Consider the following 15585-nt stretch of genomic DNA (forward strand, 5'->3'; position numbering starts at 1 on the left):
GCTTTGGCGCCCCCGGCGGGATTCGAACCCACGATCCGGGCTCCGGAGGCCCGTGCCTTAATCCGCTTGGCCACGGGGGCCCTCTATTCCCTTATTACATCTCCCCCTATCCTAGGGGGAAGCTTTATCTCTCCGAATTGTGCCTCGTATTTTCCGAGATTTTCCTGTAGGGCGAAAAGGAAGCGTTTGGCGTGCTGAGGTGTCAAATAGATTCTTACCTTCACTTTTGGCGGGACACCGGGACCGGTTTGAATAAAATCAATGATGAACTCGCTTTCATTATGGGTAATCACCGCCAAATTTGAGAATATGCCCTCCAAGTCGGGTGGAATTTCTATCTTAACTTCTTTGTTCATTTTAACACTCCTTTCTGGCGGAGAGGGTGGGATTCGAACCCACGGAGGAGCCTTTAAGCCCCTCACTCGATTTCCAGTCGAGTGCCTTCGTCCACTCGGCCACCTCTCCCATTTTGGCGCCCCGGGCAGGACTCGAACCTGCAGCCTTGACCTTAGGACGGTCCCGCTCTATCCTCTTGAGCTACCGGGGCATTTTGGCGCGCCCGACAGGATTTGAACCTGTAACCTTTGGCTCCGCAGGCCAACGCTCTATCCGGGTTGAGCTACGGGCGCCCTCTATTTTTCTGGCGGAGAGGGTGGGATTCGAACCCACGGGACGCCTTTTTGGGCGTCCAACCGCTTAGCAGGCGGCTGCCTTAGACCGACGCTCGGCCACCTCTCCAACCCAAACACAATTATAACAATTCTATTTTACTTTGCCAATACCTTTGTAGTGAATGAATAATTCCCAAAAGTATAAGGGAAAAAGGAAGCTTTTGGCATTTCAAAAAAATTATTTTCTATAAGACCTAAAAATCCAGGGTAGATTCTCCTAAGGATTTTATATTCAAGCAATATGGGAAGTCTCCTAAGGATTCCCAAATGTTATGGAATTATACAGTTTGTTGACAATTCAAACATTCCCAATTAAAATTTTATAAGAAATGATGTCCTATAGGTAGGTGAAAGTATGAAGCTGATCAAATTAAAACAAAGGAAGAGATATAGAACGCATGGCTTCCTCGCAAGAATGAGCACTAAGGGAGGAAGAAGAGTTTTAAAGCGCAGGCGCCAAAAAGGGCGCTGGAGGTTAACCGTTTGACCCTCCCTCGTGAAAACCGTCTGCTACATACAAACGATATTAAAGAAGTTTTTGCGAAAGGAAGAAAAAGGAGGGGCTCATTGTTATCTATTTATTATCTGCCCCTGGAAAACGGTGAATATAGATTGGCTGTTATCATCAGAAAACAGAAGAGGGCTATAGATAGAAATCGTATGAGAAGGTTGATAAAGGAGGCTTATCGCCTTCTCCTCCCGCACTTCCGCAAAGGTCATCATATGGTTATTATGCCCCTCCCCGATGCCATTGAGAGGTTAAAGGAAGCGAAATTGCAGGAAGTGAAGGAGGAAATGGAGAGGATTCTAAGAAAGAGCGGGATTCTATGATGGCTAAGCTTCCAAGATACTTCCTAATCGCTATCATACGCTTCTATCAAATTCTTTCCTCTCCTCTTCCTCCTTCCTGCCGATTTGTCCCCTCTTGTTCCCAATATGCGATTGATGCCATAGTCAAGCACGGTGCTCTGAAAGGGTTATATTTTTCCGTTAGACGTATTCTTCGGTGTCATCCCTTTAGTCCCGGAGGCTACGACCCCGTTCCCTGAGGAGAGAAAACTATGCAGAGACGCCAAAATGTCCTTGCTTCTTTGATTTTCCTCTTACTTATGATGGGTATTTTTCTCCTACCTTGGCTCTTCTATCGTCCAAAGCCACCACCTCCAGTTCCAGAAGAGAAGGTTGCGAAGATTTTTAAGCAGGCAGAGGAGAAAGAGAAGAATTCACTCACAATTTACGAAGCGATTAAGCTCTACGAAGAGATAATAAAGAAATACCCATTAAGCGAGAAAACTCCCTATGCCATCCTCCGCTTAGGAGAGATTTACGAGAAAAAATTGATGGACAAGAAAAAGGCTATTCAGTTCTACTCCCGCTTGGAGCAGGAGCCTTTCAGGAATAAGGAATTGGAAATAGAGGAAAATGGGCGGAAGATAACCCTTCCTGCGAATGAAATCGCTCTCCGCAAGTTGGATGAATTGCATAAAAACGACACCCTTTATAAAGTGATGGATTTCCTTGTGAGAGCTTTGGGGAAAAATCGCTCCTATAGCTATGTCCTTGCCCTCGTTGTGCTCGTAATTTTGGTGAGATTGCCCCTCTGGCCAATTACAAATGCTCAGTTTAAAAGTATGAAGAAGATGCAGGAAATCCAGCCTCGTATAGTGGAGATACAGAAAAAATACAGGAATGACCCTCGCAAGCTTCAGAAGGAAACAGCTCGCCTCTTTAGGGAGGAAAAAGTAAATCCCTTTTCAGGATGTTTGCTTACTCTAATCCAATGGCCCATCTTTTTCCTTCCCTATTTTATGATTAGGGATTACGCTTACCAATTTAACCAAGTTGGTTTTCTCTGGATAAAAAGCTTAGCTCAGCCAGACCTCCCTCTCTTCATAATCTACACGATAAGCCTTTTCTTATCAATGTGGTTGACATCTCCCTCCGACCCTCAGCAGAGGCAGCAGAGTTTGATGATGTCAATTATGATGCTGTTTTTCTTCATAATGTTCTTCCGCTTTCTACCCTCGGCTTTCATTTTCTATTGGCTTCTTCTCAATATAGCCACGACTGTCCAGCAGTGGCTAATAATGAGGAAGCCAAGGACATCGGTTGAGAAGGTGAGTTGAGATGAGGACTGTTGAGGCAACGGGAAAGACGATTGAGGAGGCGATTGAGAAGGCATTGGAGGAGTTAGGAGCGAAAAGGGAGGATGTGGAGGTTGAGATAATCCAGCATCCAAGGTGGGGTGGTCTTATAGGGCAGGCAAAGGTCAGGGTAACCCTAAAGGAGGGACTGGGGGATAAAGTTAAGGGCTGGATAAGGGCGATAATGGATGCAATTGGCATAAAGGGAGAAATAGCAGTTAGGGAGAGGGAGGAGCTCATAGAGGTAGAAGTAGCTACGCAAGCAAATGGCGCTTTGTTAATCGGCAAGGGAGGTAGGACGCTGAAGGCTATAGAGGTGCTTGTTTCCACCATCATAAATAAGGGCAGGGAGAAAAAGAAGTTGGTTAGATTGGATGTAAATGGCTATGTAAGAAGGAAGGAGGAGAAATTAAGGGATTTAGCCTTGCGAGCGGCGAGGGAGGTCCGGCTTACAGGAAAGCCGATTAAATTTGAGTCCCTTACATCAGCGGAGAGGAAAATCATTCACAACACCCTCAAGGACGACCCCTATGTCTACACATATAGCGAGGGAGAGGAGCCAAACCGCAGGTTAATCATCGCCCCAAAGGAAGGGAGAGAAAAGCCAGGGGGTTAGAAGAGTAGTCAGACGGAAAAGCGTAATTGACACGGGTGACCACCATCTTCTTCCAAACACAAGGCAAAAGCATCTTCAGCAATTAAGAACCAAAGGGCTGGGAGATAAGCTGCATCCCTTCATCCAAATCCAAAGAGAAGAAAATAGAAGCCTATCTAAAAGATAAGGAGCCTTGTATTCCCCTATAAGGACTCTGCGAACTGAAATGGAGTTATACAGATTTTTGAACAATTTTCCCATTTAGGTATAATATTATATGCTATGGCGCTTGAGGAGAAGTTGAAGCAAGTTCCCACATCGCCCGGGGTCTATATTTTTAAAGGGAAGAGAGGCAATGTCCTCTATGTGGGGAAAGCTGCCTCCCTAAGGGATAGGGTTCGCTCCTATTTCGGGCAATACGATGGCTCATTGAAGGTCTCCCTCATCCGCCAGAACATCGCTGATTTGGAATGGATAGTTACTGATTCCGAAACGGAAGCCCTCATACTTGAGCTCAACCTGATTAAGAAATATAAACCCCCTTACAATATAAGGATGAGGGACGACAAGCATTATCCCTTCGTTAAAATCACCCTAAACGAGCCCTTCCCGCGCATTGTCATCGTCAGGAGGATTAGACAGGATGGTGCCCGCTATTTCGGACCCTATGCGGATTCCAAATCTTTAAGGGAAGTCCTTCGCCTTTTGAGAAAGAATTTTCAGATAAGGCAATGCAATCTCCCCCTTACAGGAGGGGAAAACATCCGCCCTTGCCTCTTCTATCACATTGGACAATGTCTCGCCCCCTGCTCCGGTGCTGTGTCAAGGGAAAGATATATGGAGGCAGTGAACGAGGTTATAACTTTCCTTGAAGGACACAGCGAGGAACTGAGGGAAAAGCTCTGGAATAGGATGATGGAGGAGGCGGAGAAGCTTAACTTTGAACAAGCTGCCAAATTGAGGGATAGAATTAGAGCGCTTGACAGAGTCATTGATAAGCAGAAGGTCGTCTTCACAGAGCCTGTTGATGAGGATGTCATCTCCTTTGCTCAAGCGGAGGATGTTATAGGGGCGCAGGTATTCATGATTCGCGCGGGAAGGTTGATTGGGGGAAGGCATTTCATCCTACAGGGGGCGGAGGGGGAGAGCAGGGAGGAAATCACCTCTTCCTTCATCCGTCAATACTATCAGGGTGAACTTCCACCTCCCCTCATCATCGTTGAGGATGTGCCCGAAGATGCCCTGCTTATATCCCGATGGCTGAGTGAGAGGAAGCATAGGGAGGTGGTGATAAGGAAGGCTGAGAATGAAGAGGAGAAGGAGCTCGTGGAGATGGCAAGGAGGAACGCCACTATCGCTCTGCGGGCGAAGTTGGAGGAAGGGGAGATGAAGCGGAGAAGGGCTATGGAGAGCTTGGAGGCTTTGCGATTGGCTCTCAATCTTGACAAAATACCCCGGAGAATTGAGGGATATGATATATCCCATTTGGGAGGAAATCAGGCGGTCGGTTCAATGGTAGTTTTTGAGGATGGCGAACCTCAAAAATCTAAATACAGGAAATTCAACATAAAATATACCGAGAAAATACCTGATGATTACGCGATGATGAAGGAAACTCTAAGAAGAAGGATACTGCGAGGAAAGAAGGGGGACGAGAAATTCCTTCCCTTCCCCGATTTGATTGTGATAGATGGAGGTAAGGGGCATCTCTCAAGCGCCTTGGAGGTTCTCTTTGAGGAGAACATCCTTCCGCCAACAATAGGCTTGGCGAAAAGGCTGGAGGAAATCTATCTTCCTGATTCACCTCAGCCCTTGAGATTGCCCGAGGATTCAAAGGCGCTTCATCTCCTTCAAAGGATAAGAAATGAGGCGCATCGCTTCGCTATCACCCAGCACAGGGGAAGGAGGGAGAAGGCTGCTTTTATGTCTGCCTTGGAGCAAGTTGAGGGGATTGGAAAGAAGCGGAGGAAGATGCTTTTGGATGTCTTCGGCACGCTTGAGGAGCTGAGGAAAGCCTCTCCGGATAAGATAGCGAGATTGGCGGGAGTTCCCTTGAAGGTTGCGGAGAGGCTTTTGGAGGTTCTCAATAAAGAAGGAGAAAAGGAGGAAGAGGAAGGTTAATACATTCGCTATAGAAACGAAGTTTGGCTGGATTCAAGTGATGGCGAGCGAGAAGGGGTTAGTTTATCTCGCAAAGCCAGAAAATAAAAGGGTAGAGGGCGAACGATATCCCGAGTTGGAGGAAGCTTTGGAAAGATATTTCTCCGGAGATGAAGTGGATTTTTCCCATTTCCCAGTTGATTTGTCAACGCTTTCCCCTTTCCAGAAAAGGGTTCTTGAGGAGGTGAGGGGAATTAGATGGGGTGAGGTGAAAAGTTATGAGGAGATAGGGGAGAGGTTGGGAGATAGGAGGAAGGCGAGGGCGGTTGGACAAGCATTAGCGAGGAATCCAATCCCCATCATCATCCCCTGCCATAGAGTGATAAGGAAGGACGGAGGGCTTGGCGGTTTTTCTTGGGGCTTGGAATGGAAAAGGTTGCTATTAAAATTAGAGGGATGTTCAGCAGTTTAGAGAGAGCGACGGTTTTCCTTCTGCTAACAGGTGTCCTTCTCGCTGATTGGGGGACATTGAGGGGGGCAGTTGATAGAAAAGGATTTGTCAAAGGTGAGTTGCGACCTCCTTTCCACCTCCTTTGGGTCAGGCACTTTGAAGGCGAGAAAATCAGCTCATGCGTTGAACCCATAATAGGTGAGGGAAAGCTTTTCATTGGCACGCAGAATGGGAACCTTTACGCGCTTGATGCGCAAAATGGAGAGCCTCTTTGGCGGTTCAAAGCGAATGGCGCTTTCCTACATTCACCCGCTTTTTCCTCTGGTTTAACAGTTGCTGGCTCAACAGACGGATATATCTACGCCCTTGATTGCAAGAATGGGAAATTGAAGTGGAGTTTCTTCGTCGGGAGAGGAGGTTTCTCCTCATCGCCTTTGATTGCAGAGGACAAGGTTTTCATAGGCTCTCGCAACGGAAAATTCATTGCCCTTGAGCTTCAAAGCGGAAAATTGCTTTGGTCTTTTAACTGCGCTGCCCCCATTCGTCAAACAGCTTCCTTCTGGAATGGGAGGGTCTTTTTCGTTGCAGAGGATATGAGGGTTCGTTGCCTTGAGGCAGAAAAAGGGAAAATGCTTTGGGAATCGGAGCCTCTAACGGGTCAGACAGCTCGTGATTACTTCCCCATAATAGCGGAAGCTAATGGGCGTGCCTTTGTCATTATTCGCACAAATCCTGTCTTGAATATGGCGCGTTTGATAGCGCAGGATAGGCATTTGATATGCGAGAATGCGGGCATAGACGATAGCGATTGGAGAAAATTGGATGATTGGATTAAAAGCGAAAAAGCGATGGGCAATCCTGAGCTTTGGGAAAAGGAACAGGAGTTGATAGTTCGCTATCTTGATTCTCATCCGGAGGCGCGCAGCTTCTTCATCTTTGACGCTGAAAGTGGAAAGCAGATGCCATTTCCGCCCATTCTATGGACGGGTGGTTGTCAGGGCATCGGTAATATGCCTGTAGCTCTAAACGATGGACGACTCATAGTCCTTTACCGCAGCGCATATGGAAACTGGAACCTTGGCGTCGCTCCCCTTGTCTCATTGGGTATCCTTGATATATTTAAAAACCGCATCACTCCCCTGTTTCACACTAATGGGATTCAGCCGCCCTGGAATACTTTCTGGGGAACCGCTGATGAAAGCCAAAATTTTCTCCTTGTCGGCGAAACTCTTTTGATTATCCATCAAGGAACGATTAGTGGTTTTGATTTTAATTCAAGAAACCTCTTTCCCATTTGGGGCGAAAGGGATAGTTGGGGAGGATTTCGCAATCTTCCTTGGGCGCGCAACGAATGGCATGGTCCTGCTCGCGGTGGCATTGCTGTAGTGGGGAATCGCATCTATTGGCAAGTGGGAAGCAGGATAATCTGCTTAGAAATGGGCGCCGGAAGAGAACCTGCAAGGGATTTGGGAATAGAAGAGCAGAGCGTGCCAATAACCTCAAGCTCACCCAAAGTGGATTTCTTCAGCGTGAGCGAACTGAAAAAGCTTCTCAACAGTGTTGTTGAAGAACTCCTCTCGCAGAGATGGAAGCCCCTGTATGTTGAACCGGGATTAGCGGGCAGGGAATTTTTCTTCAGCCATAGTGGAGAAGTATTTGAAGCTCTTTCCCTTGCCTACCCCCATCTTTCTGAGAATTTGAAGCGAAAAGTGAGGGAATTCCTCAACAAGGAGTGGTGGGAACATCCTCCCTATTCGCCTGCCTGTAGATATGATTTAAAAGGTGGTATGGGAAGAGAATGGTATCCTATTCCTCCCCATTTGCGGGAAAATGGTGTTGAAATTCCTCATCCCTTCGGAAACATCTATTCAATCTATCTTTATGCCGAGCGTTGTGGAGAATGGGAAAAAGTAAAAGAGGGATGGGAGGAGATAAAGGAATGCTTTAGAGCGTTTGAAGAGAGCGGTTGGAGGATGGAGGAAGGGAAGGGAGATTTATTCGCTAATAAATATCTCTCCTCCTTAATCGCTTTGGAGAGGATGGCGGAGAAAATAGGGGATGTCTCCATCCGGGAGGAGGCAAGAGAGAAATTGGAGGAGATTAAAAAGGTATATATAGATTGGTGGAGGAGGTGCGGGGAAAATATCAAGCTCCCAATATTTTCTGGCATAGCCGAATGGGATAAATTCATCGGAGAGGGCGACCTGCTCTTTTTTTCCATTCGCCCCCATAAAGCAAAGATAGCCCTTTTCCATAACCTAACTCCGGATGTTTCAGCTATTGTCAAAGAGGAAGCTTCCGATTCTATTGATAAAGTTTGGCAGACATTTGAGCTTCTCTGCCCCACCTGGCATTTAGTAGGGGAGGAAAGGCAGGTCCATTATGGTGAAAATTATATTGACCCGCCCGATTTTTCCCTTGATGCCTTTAAGGCTTTTGCCTGGCTCAGAAAAGCAGATTTGCAAGAGCTTATCCCAAGAATAGACATCCCCTTTTGCAGCGCTGACCTCTATTTTATAACGAAAATAGCTATAGTTTCAGACCTAGCACAATAGAGGAGGAAATAGGGGTTGGTCTCTTCTCATGAAAATCTTTTTTCATGATTCTGAGTGGTTGTGTAATATCCTGCTTTTCAAGATAGTTATTGATCGAAGCTGAGATGGGTTGGGGCATTTCATGAACGTGAACCTAAAAATCCATATTTTCCCCCTTCGGTATCACTCCAATTTTTTAAATTCTTGTTGCATTTTTTGAATAGATTATTAAAATTGAAGCGGAGGCGATAAGATATGGTCAGCAGAGAAGTTAATATAAGAGATGCGAAGTTGATGGGAGGCATTAGGGGCGATTCCTGAGATAGTGGGAGGTTTTATACCTTATCTTGGCTGGTTGTTGCCCCTTGCTGGGCTTGTCCTTGTGCTCTTAGCTCTCAAGAGGATATCGGATGAAACGGGCAAGCCGAGGATTTTCAAGGATTTCCTCGTCTCGGTTATCTTTATGGCAATAGGGGATGTCCTTTTTTTCCTGCTGGGAGGAATTACGCTTCTCGGCTCTATCAGCAAGGGTTTCAAGACCATTCATCTTGGTGCCGCTTTGCTTGCCTTTCTTCTCTCTTGGGTAGTTATTATGATTGGGGCATATTTCTTGCGTATGAGCTTCAACATAACTGCAGAGGCGACAGGTGTAGGTACGTTTGAGACATCTGCTACCCTCATCTTCTACGGTGCCATATTGATGATAGTTTTTTTTCATAGGGGGGTTGGTTCTCTTGATTGGAAGAATAATTGGGGTTGTTGCCTTTTTCTCTTTGCCCGATATATTGGAGGTGTCTACCTCTCAATGTGAGATAGGGAAAGAGGATATGTAGGAGGTAAAAATTGGTATTCATCCCCGTTAAGCAATTAAGCGATGATATAAAAAGAAAGGACACCTCCCGGGATTTCCTAATGTGCACCCTCATCTCCTCTCTATCCATTATCCTTGCTCTTTTTATGATTTCCTTATCAACTTTAGAATCCGGTATCTTCTTATTCTTAGCCTTTCTATCATCTCCTTTTTCTCCCTTTCGGATGGACTTCACCTCAGAGGGTAGGGGGGATATGCATGATAGAGAGGGAAATCGTTGATATTAAAAACGCTAAGGCTTTGGGTATTGCCGGTGCCCTCTCTCTATTGGCGAATCCATATATAAGCTTAGCGGGCATAATAATCCTTTACATAGCCCTAAAGAGGTTCTCGGAAGCATTTGGTGAGAAGAGAATCGCCAATGATTTCCTCCTCGCCCTAGTCATCTCTTTCGCCGTTTTGCTTCTCGCTCTATTTGCCACTTTAGTCGTTCCCTTTCTTATGGCTATCCTCGTTGACACGAATTTCCCCTACTGGCTTATAATAGCCTTACCATTTTTGATAATCTGGATTGGTTTATCCCTATCAGCCTACTTCCTGAAGAGGAGCTTTTATGCTTTGTCCTCTGCGTCGGGAGAGGACTACTTCCGCATAGCGGGCGATTATATCCTTTTGGGGACGATTTTGAGCATTTTTCTCGTGGGCATAATAATCTTCTTCATGGGGCAGATTTATGAGACGCTTGCCTTCTTCTCCCTCCCCGATTCATTGGCGATTTCAAAAACATCAGAGGGAGGTTGAATAAAATGCTGGAGAAAAAAGAGATAGATTTAAGGGAGATAAAGCTTCTCGGAGGGATTGGTTCAGTATCCATGCTCGCTCTGCCCTTTGTGGGTTTGGTTTTGCTCCTTGTAGCCCTCAAGAAGCTTGCCAATGCCACTGGTAACGAGAAGATTTTCAGGGACTTCTTCGTTGCAACTATTATCTCCTTGGTCTTTCTTTTCACCTTATATATCGGATGGATGGCTTTTTTCTTGGCATTCGCACACGTTCCTCCTAAATTCCTAGAGGATTTAGTATTCTCTCTTCCTTTCCTCTTCGTCTGGGTCTTAGCCTGGATAGGGGGGATTTTCTTCGCAATTTATGCCAGCAGAAGTCTTGAAGCTTTGGCAAAGATAACGGGAGAAAAGATGTTTAATACCGCTGGTCTGCTCATATTCATCGGCGCCATTCTCACGATAGCCTTCGTAGGGCTAATCATCTTATTCATCGGTTGGATTTATCTCATCGTCGCTTTCTTCTCCCTCCCAGATAAGTTGGAGCTGAAGGTGGCATAGGGTTGGAAATGAGGGAGATTGATATAAAAAGTGAAAAGCTGATGGCTGGCGTGGGGACTTTATTTTCCCTTTTTTGGCTAACCCCTTCCCCTGTTGCAATAGCTGGTTGGGTTCTCCTTTTACTTGCACTGAAAAGGTTTTCCCTCCAATTTGAGAGAAGCGAGATATATCGGGCTATAAGAGAGGCGATGATATTAGCTATAGCAAGCGGATTCGTTTTCATATTAGTTTGGTGGAGATTTCCCATCAGTTTCATTCGCTCTTACCCGGAAGAAAAGTTCGTTTTAATCCCTTATATTATTTCCTTTTTGCTGGGTTGTGGTCTCCTAATCGCTTCTTCCTACTTTCTCAGAAGGTGCCTCTTTTCCTTGAAGGAGATAACCGGAGATGAATTCTTTTCCAGGGCGGGAGAGCTTTTGTTTTTGGGGTCGCTTCTGAGCATCATATTGGTGGGTTTCCCTATCTACTCAATCGGTCAAATCTATCAAGCTATCGCATTTTTCCTTTTGCCCGATAAATTAGAATATGGAAAAGAACAAGGAGAGGAGGTCGTTTTAGAATGAAAGCGAAAAGGGAGATAGACCTAAGGGATATAAAGCTTTTAGGAGGCATTGGCTCTATTTTCCTCTTGTTCTTCCCCTTGGTTGGTTTGGTTCTCATCCTCATAGCGCTCAAGAAATTCACTGAGGAAACGAAAAGGGAGACCATCTTCCGGGATTTCCTTGTCGCTACAGCCATTGCCTTAGCTTATATGTTTGCGGTGTTCCTATTCTGGCTTTTATTTCTTTTAATCCATTCAGTCTCTGGTACACAGCCTCCCGAGCAGCCGGCAATAGCCATCTTCTTTCTCATTATTTTCTTCTTGGCTTGGATTGTCGGCACTATATCAGCCTCCTATGCGAGAAGGAGCTTTGAGGCATTGGCGCAGGTCAGCGGTGAGAGCTTGTTCTCGTCGGCGGGAAAGCTTTTCTTAATCGGTGCCATTCTCTTAATAATCTTAGTGGGAAGCGTTTTGATTTTCATCGGCGAGATATACTCCATTGTCGCCTTCTTCACCCTTCCCGATAAATTGGAGATTGAAGAAGGTGGTGCGGTCACTGAGGGGAATTAGTGTTCACAACCAATTGCGAACTTATAAATTACACTTGTAATTGTGAGCCTTACTGCCTTAGCAGTCAGGTGCCTTCCCTCGTTTTTATAGGTAAAACCGAGATACCTTCCTCCATATTGACATAAACGCTTATACATCGCAATGATGAAATTGGTTTTATAGAAGGAGGTAGAGTTATTATGAAAGCGACTTTTGTGATTTTGCCCTTCCTTATCATCGCGATATTGCCCTTGAGAGGGGAGAACATAATATTCCCCAACGACCCCGAAACGGTGGTTGATGTTAAGAGGGATTTGGGGGCAAAGGGCGACGGAATTCACGACGATACGGAAGCTCTTCAAAAAGGAATTGATATAAGCTGTGGTCTCGGCACGAACAAAACAAAAATCCTTTACATTCCCAAGGGGGTTTATAGAGTTACAAAAACCCTCATAGTGAAATCAGGAATAGGTCCATGGATTTACGGGGAATCAAGGGATGGAGTGATAATAAAATTGGATGATGGGCTGAATATAGAGGCGGTTATTCGCACTCACCCTCGGAAGAAGGACCCCGGCTCGGCGGATTGGTTTATGAGGACGATTCGCAATTTAACCATAGATGTAGGAAATAACCCTGAAACAGACGGAATTCGTTTCTTCTCCAATAACTCGGGGGAAATCAAGAATGTGAGGATAAAAGGGAATGGGAGGATTGGGATAAATATGGGCTTTATGGAGCTTAACGGTCCCAATCTCGTTCAGGATACGGAGATAGAGGGATTTAATAAGGGAATCTTGATTGAAGGACCGGCGATATGGGGAAACACTCTCTCAAGGATAAGCATTAAGAAGTGCAAGGAGGTTGGACTGGAGGTGAGATGTAGCGCGGTTGGGGTTGAGGATTTGAGAGTGGAGGACACGCCGGTCGCAGTAATAAATGACATTCCACATGATTGGTATTGGTGGGGAGGAGTTATGGCGATAGTGGGAGGGGAGCTTAAGGCGAATAATCATCAAGGACCCGCGATTGTGAATCGTAGTGTTCTTTATTTAAGGGATATTAAGACGAAGGGGTATAAGATGGCGCTGAAGAGCTCTACTCCGGGAGGGGATATTGAGGGACCTAATATCTCCGAATATATTTCCCACGAAGTGAGGAAGCTCTTTGAGGAGGCGCCAGCAAAAACTATGAGGCTTCCCATTAAGAAAGAGCCTGAATTCCTTTGGGAAAAGGATTTTAGGAAGTGGGTTTGCGCCAATGATTTCGGCGCCATTCCGGGAGATAACAAGGACGATACGGAGGCGATTCAGAAGGCGATAGATTTCGCCGCCTCTCAAGGTAAGACGGTTGTCTACCTCCGCGGGATAGGCGGACCGGACCCAAATTGGTATACTTTGAATAGGGAAGTGAGAATTCACGGCAGCGTTAGACATATCATCGGGTTGGGCTTTGGGAGGATTGTCGCTGGCGAGGGCGGGAAGTTCGTTATAGATGATGGGAGCGCTCCGATAGTGAAATTTGAGAACATTCAGGCTTTCGGTGGGCGTCCCCCAATTGTTGAGAATCGCTCCAAAAATTGCGTCCTCTATTTAGAGAGCTGTGATTTGAAGGTTGTGGGAAATGGCAAGGGTGATATCTTCGTTACGAACTGCCCTTCCCATATAGAGCTTTTAGGCAAGGGGCAAAATCTCTGGGCTAGGCAACTCAATCCCGAGGGAGATAGCGATTTGGGTTTGGTGAGGAATGAGGGAGGAAACCTCTGGGTTTTGGGGATGAAATTTGAGGGAAGGGGAATTAGGGTGCGGACGGCAAACGGAGGAAAAACCGAGATTTTCGGCGTTTATATTTACGGTCCGGGGATAGCAGAGGATGACACCCGCCCGATGTTTGATATTGATAACGCGAAGATGTGTATTATGGGTGTAAGGGAAATATCGTTTGGCAATACCTATCCAGTTAAAGTGAGGGAGAAGAGGGGGAATGATGTGAGGGACTATAGATTGAAGCCGGGAGAGCACGGCTGGATAGGCTGGGCTATATATAGCGGTTGGTAGGTTAATCCAGCAGAGAGGCCTTTATTCAGATAGCCTTTCGGTCACGAGATAAAAAGTCGTAGGCTGCCCAACTGATATGTATTCCCCATACATGTTTTGCATAGCCTTGGAATTGCTTAGGGAACAAGCCAAATAGTGAAATTCCTTTGGAGAATCTATGACCAGCTGGCTTGTTCTCACGATGTTTTTATCTTTTCCTCTTGTCATATAAATAGTGTATTGCTTCCCCTTTATTTTATCCACGTAGATGATTAAATCGCTGATATTGAAAAAGAAGAATTTGCTCTCAAGGGGATAGATTATGTGTTTACCGTCTGGCGTGAAGGTAAGCTGTTGTGAATTTATGGAGGCCTTATCGTATTGAGCCCATTCATTGCCATCCACGATTAGGAAGAGCTTGTCTCCTATCCATCCTATATAGGCTATCCTTTCCCCTTTAGGGCTGAATACAGGATAGGAGAGTCCATCGTATTGTTTCCCTTCTTTGCCGTCAATCACATAAGTGCATTTGTTTCCAAGCTTTACGCTATAGATGAAATGTTTGCCAGACGGCGTGAAATAGCTTTTGCCTACCGCTTCATACAATTTTTCCTCTTTCCCATCCACAACATAAGCGAACTTATCCCCTTTTTGGATGAGATAAGCAATACGACTTCCATCAGGGCTGAAAAGGGGCAAACCCACTGCTTCATATGGTCCAATCTCCTTCCCATCCACAACAATATACCTCTCATCGCCTCTCTTTGCTGAATAGACGAGATGTTCACCATCCGGACTTAATGCGAAGTGTTCCTTCCAAATTAGGTCGTACGCTTTTCCTTCTTTTCCATCCAATACCACCATTTGCTTGTCCCCGTATTTAGCCAAGAACGCTATGTGTTTTCCATTGCCACTAAACTTTACGGCTGAAATTGCATCATAACTCCTGCTCTTCTGTCCATCTAATACCAAGAAGGCTTTCCCTTCTTTCCGACCAACATAAGCTATATGCTCACTATTTGGACTGAAAGCTAATTCGGAAATTTCATCAAATTCCTCCTCTTCATTTCCGTCAATTACACACCTCCATTTGCCGTCTGCTTTAGCGATATAGGCAAAGCGCTTGCCATTGGGGCTGAATAAAAGACTCCCTTTCTTTATACTATCGTACAGCTTGCCTTCCTTTCCATCCAGGACAACAAATCTCTTTCCTTCCGCGCCGGCTATATAGGAATAATGCTTGCTGTCAGGGCTGAAAATTAGGCTCCCTTTTGTTATGTCATCGTATCTTTTACCTTCTTCACCATCTATAACAACCACCATCTTATCTCCCAATTGGGCTACATAAGCGTAATGTTCTCCATCTGGACTGAGAGTCAAGTTGATGACAGAATCATATTTCTTACCTTCCTCACCGTCTACTACAAGAAAGTTCTTCTCTCCTATCCGGGCGATATAGAATAGACGAGATGAATTGGGGCTGAAGATTGGTTGGCTGACGCTGTCATATGCTTCTCCTCTTTTTCCGTCGTAATTCACGAATTGCTTATTAGGTCCGCTTCCAATCACGGCGAAATGCTTACCATCGGGGCTTATCGTGAAAGTATCAAGTTTCCACCTCAATATCTCCGCTGGTTGAATAGTAGCTATCACTTTTTCCTCCTGTATTCTCTTCACTTCTCCACCCTCTGCGAGGGATAAAGCAAAGAGGCAAGACAAAATCAGGCATATAATCTTTCGCAATTTTAAAAACCTCCTTGACCGTGGGTTAAAAACATTATAACAAATATTTGGCTATTTTGGAAATTGGAAACTT

The 15585-nt window shown here is 45.5% G+C and carries 16 protein-coding genes and 5 tRNA genes; 14 read left to right on the forward strand and 7 right to left on the reverse strand.

The window, feature by feature from the left end:
- Window positions 1–4 precede the first annotated feature (4 nt).
- From H5T88_10055 to H5T88_10080, 6 genes are all read right to left on the reverse strand, one after another.
- Window positions 5–80, reverse strand: a tRNA-Arg gene (locus H5T88_10055).
- A 3-nt stretch (window positions 81–83) separates the two neighbouring features.
- Window positions 84–356 carry a DUF3467 domain-containing protein gene (locus tag H5T88_10060; GenBank protein MBC7330684.1) on the reverse strand — a complete coding sequence of 91 codons (273 nt, stop codon included), beginning with the start codon at window positions 354–356 and terminating at the stop codon, window positions 84–86.
- Window positions 357–371: 15 nt separating this feature from the next.
- Window positions 372–465: transfer RNA gene (locus H5T88_10065), tRNA-Ser, on the reverse strand.
- A 5-nt stretch (window positions 466–470) separates the two neighbouring features.
- Window positions 471–547 (reverse strand) — tRNA-Arg (locus tag H5T88_10070).
- Between the two features lie 4 nt (window positions 548–551).
- Window positions 552–629: transfer RNA gene (locus H5T88_10075), tRNA-Arg, on the reverse strand.
- Between the two features lie 12 nt (window positions 630–641).
- Window positions 642–738 (reverse strand) — tRNA-Ser (locus H5T88_10080).
- Window positions 739–1026: 288 nt separating this feature from the next.
- On the opposite strand from H5T88_10080, the gene rpmH reads away from it, so the two are divergent.
- From rpmH to H5T88_10150, 14 genes are all read left to right on the forward strand, one after another.
- A complete protein-coding gene (gene rpmH, locus H5T88_10085) occupies window positions 1027–1158 on the forward strand; it encodes a 50S ribosomal protein L34 (GenBank protein ID MBC7330685.1) in 132 nt (43 codons plus the stop codon).
- On the forward strand, window positions 1155–1502 hold the full coding sequence (rnpA, locus tag H5T88_10090; protein ID MBC7330686.1) for a ribonuclease P protein component: 348 nt from the start codon (window positions 1155–1157) through the stop codon (window positions 1500–1502). The genes rpmH and rnpA overlap by 4 nt, the downstream gene beginning before the upstream one ends.
- Window positions 1499–1720: a membrane protein insertion efficiency factor YidD gene (gene yidD, locus H5T88_10095; GenBank protein MBC7330687.1), complete on the forward strand. Its 222-nt coding sequence runs from the start codon at window positions 1499–1501 to the stop codon at window positions 1718–1720. Before rnpA ends, yidD begins: the two co-directional genes overlap by 4 nt.
- Before the next feature lie 12 nt (window positions 1721–1732).
- The gene (yidC, locus tag H5T88_10100) at window positions 1733–2797 is read left to right on the forward strand and encodes a membrane protein insertase YidC (protein MBC7330688.1); all 1065 of its coding nucleotides are present in this window, start codon (window positions 1733–1735) and stop codon (window positions 2795–2797) included.
- 1 nt (window position 2798) lies between these two features.
- The gene (locus H5T88_10105; GenBank protein MBC7330689.1) at window positions 2799–3431 is read left to right on the forward strand and encodes a Jag N-terminal domain-containing protein; all 633 of its coding nucleotides are present in this window, start codon (window positions 2799–2801) and stop codon (window positions 3429–3431) included.
- Between the two features lie 261 nt (window positions 3432–3692).
- Entirely contained in the window at window positions 3693–5531 is a 1839-nt protein-coding gene (gene uvrC, locus H5T88_10110) for an excinuclease ABC subunit UvrC (GenBank protein ID MBC7330690.1), read from the forward strand.
- 40 nt (window positions 5532–5571) lie between these two features.
- Window positions 5572–5982: a methylated-DNA--[protein]-cysteine S-methyltransferase gene (locus H5T88_10115; protein MBC7330691.1), complete on the forward strand. Its 411-nt coding sequence runs from the start codon at window positions 5572–5574 to the stop codon at window positions 5980–5982.
- On the forward strand, window positions 5967–8516 hold the full coding sequence (locus H5T88_10120; GenBank protein ID MBC7330692.1) for a PQQ-binding-like beta-propeller repeat protein: 2550 nt from the start codon (window positions 5967–5969) through the stop codon (window positions 8514–8516). The genes H5T88_10115 and H5T88_10120 overlap by 16 nt, the downstream gene beginning before the upstream one ends.
- 304 nt (window positions 8517–8820) lie before the next feature.
- On the forward strand, window positions 8821–9306 hold the full coding sequence (locus H5T88_10125; GenBank protein MBC7330693.1) for a DUF996 domain-containing protein: 486 nt from the start codon (window positions 8821–8823) through the stop codon (window positions 9304–9306).
- A 258-nt stretch (window positions 9307–9564) separates the two neighbouring features.
- Entirely contained in the window at window positions 9565–10107 is a 543-nt protein-coding gene (locus tag H5T88_10130; GenBank protein MBC7330694.1) for a DUF996 domain-containing protein, read from the forward strand.
- 5 nt (window positions 10108–10112) lie between these two features.
- A complete protein-coding gene (locus tag H5T88_10135; GenBank protein MBC7330695.1) occupies window positions 10113–10643 on the forward strand; it encodes a DUF996 domain-containing protein in 531 nt (176 codons plus the stop codon).
- Between the two features lie 8 nt (window positions 10644–10651).
- Window positions 10652–11206, forward strand: a complete 555-nt coding sequence (locus H5T88_10140) for a DUF996 domain-containing protein (protein MBC7330696.1) — start codon at window positions 10652–10654, stop codon at window positions 11204–11206.
- Entirely contained in the window at window positions 11203–11754 is a 552-nt protein-coding gene (locus H5T88_10145) for a DUF996 domain-containing protein (protein ID MBC7330697.1), read from the forward strand. The genes H5T88_10140 and H5T88_10145 overlap by 4 nt, the downstream gene beginning before the upstream one ends.
- Before the next feature lie 179 nt (window positions 11755–11933).
- Window positions 11934–13790, forward strand: a complete 1857-nt coding sequence (locus tag H5T88_10150; protein MBC7330698.1) for a hypothetical protein — start codon at window positions 11934–11936, stop codon at window positions 13788–13790.
- 21 nt (window positions 13791–13811) lie between these two features.
- Here H5T88_10150 and H5T88_10155 read toward each other — a convergent pair whose 3' ends face one another.
- A complete protein-coding gene (locus tag H5T88_10155) occupies window positions 13812–15512 on the reverse strand; it encodes a hypothetical protein (GenBank protein ID MBC7330699.1) in 1701 nt (566 codons plus the stop codon).
- Window positions 15513–15585: the final 73 nt, after the last annotated feature.

The organism is bacterium (assembly GCA_014360495.1).
GTDB lineage: Bacteria > Armatimonadota > JACIXR01 > JACIXR01 > JACIXR01 > JACIXR01.

Coding starts and splice junctions, on each gene's coding strand:
- uvrC (MBC7330690.1), top strand. CDS start 3,693: ATGGCGCTTGAGGAGAAGTTGAAGCAAGTTCCCACATCGCCCGGGGTC.
- yidC (MBC7330688.1), top strand. CDS start 1,733: ATGCAGAGACGCCAAAATGTCCTTGCTTCTTTGATTTTCCTCTTACTT.
- H5T88_10120 (MBC7330692.1), top strand. CDS start 5,967: ATGTTCAGCAGTTTAGAGAGAGCGACGGTTTTCCTTCTGCTAACAGGT.
- H5T88_10105 (MBC7330689.1), top strand. CDS start 2,799: ATGAGGACTGTTGAGGCAACGGGAAAGACGATTGAGGAGGCGATTGAG.
- H5T88_10145 (MBC7330697.1), top strand. CDS start 11,203: ATGAAAGCGAAAAGGGAGATAGACCTAAGGGATATAAAGCTTTTAGGA.
- H5T88_10060 (MBC7330684.1), bottom strand. CDS start 356: ATGAACAAAGAAGTTAAGATAGAAATTCCACCCGACTTGGAGGGCATA.
- H5T88_10130 (MBC7330694.1), top strand. CDS start 9,565: ATGATAGAGAGGGAAATCGTTGATATTAAAAACGCTAAGGCTTTGGGT.
- rpmH (MBC7330685.1), top strand. CDS start 1,027: ATGAAGCTGATCAAATTAAAACAAAGGAAGAGATATAGAACGCATGGC.
- H5T88_10115 (MBC7330691.1), top strand. CDS start 5,572: ATGGCGAGCGAGAAGGGGTTAGTTTATCTCGCAAAGCCAGAAAATAAA.
- H5T88_10135 (MBC7330695.1), top strand. CDS start 10,113: ATGCTGGAGAAAAAAGAGATAGATTTAAGGGAGATAAAGCTTCTCGGA.
- H5T88_10140 (MBC7330696.1), top strand. CDS start 10,652: ATGAGGGAGATTGATATAAAAAGTGAAAAGCTGATGGCTGGCGTGGGG.
- yidD (MBC7330687.1), top strand. CDS start 1,499: ATGATGGCTAAGCTTCCAAGATACTTCCTAATCGCTATCATACGCTTC.
- H5T88_10150 (MBC7330698.1), top strand. CDS start 11,934: ATGAAAGCGACTTTTGTGATTTTGCCCTTCCTTATCATCGCGATATTG.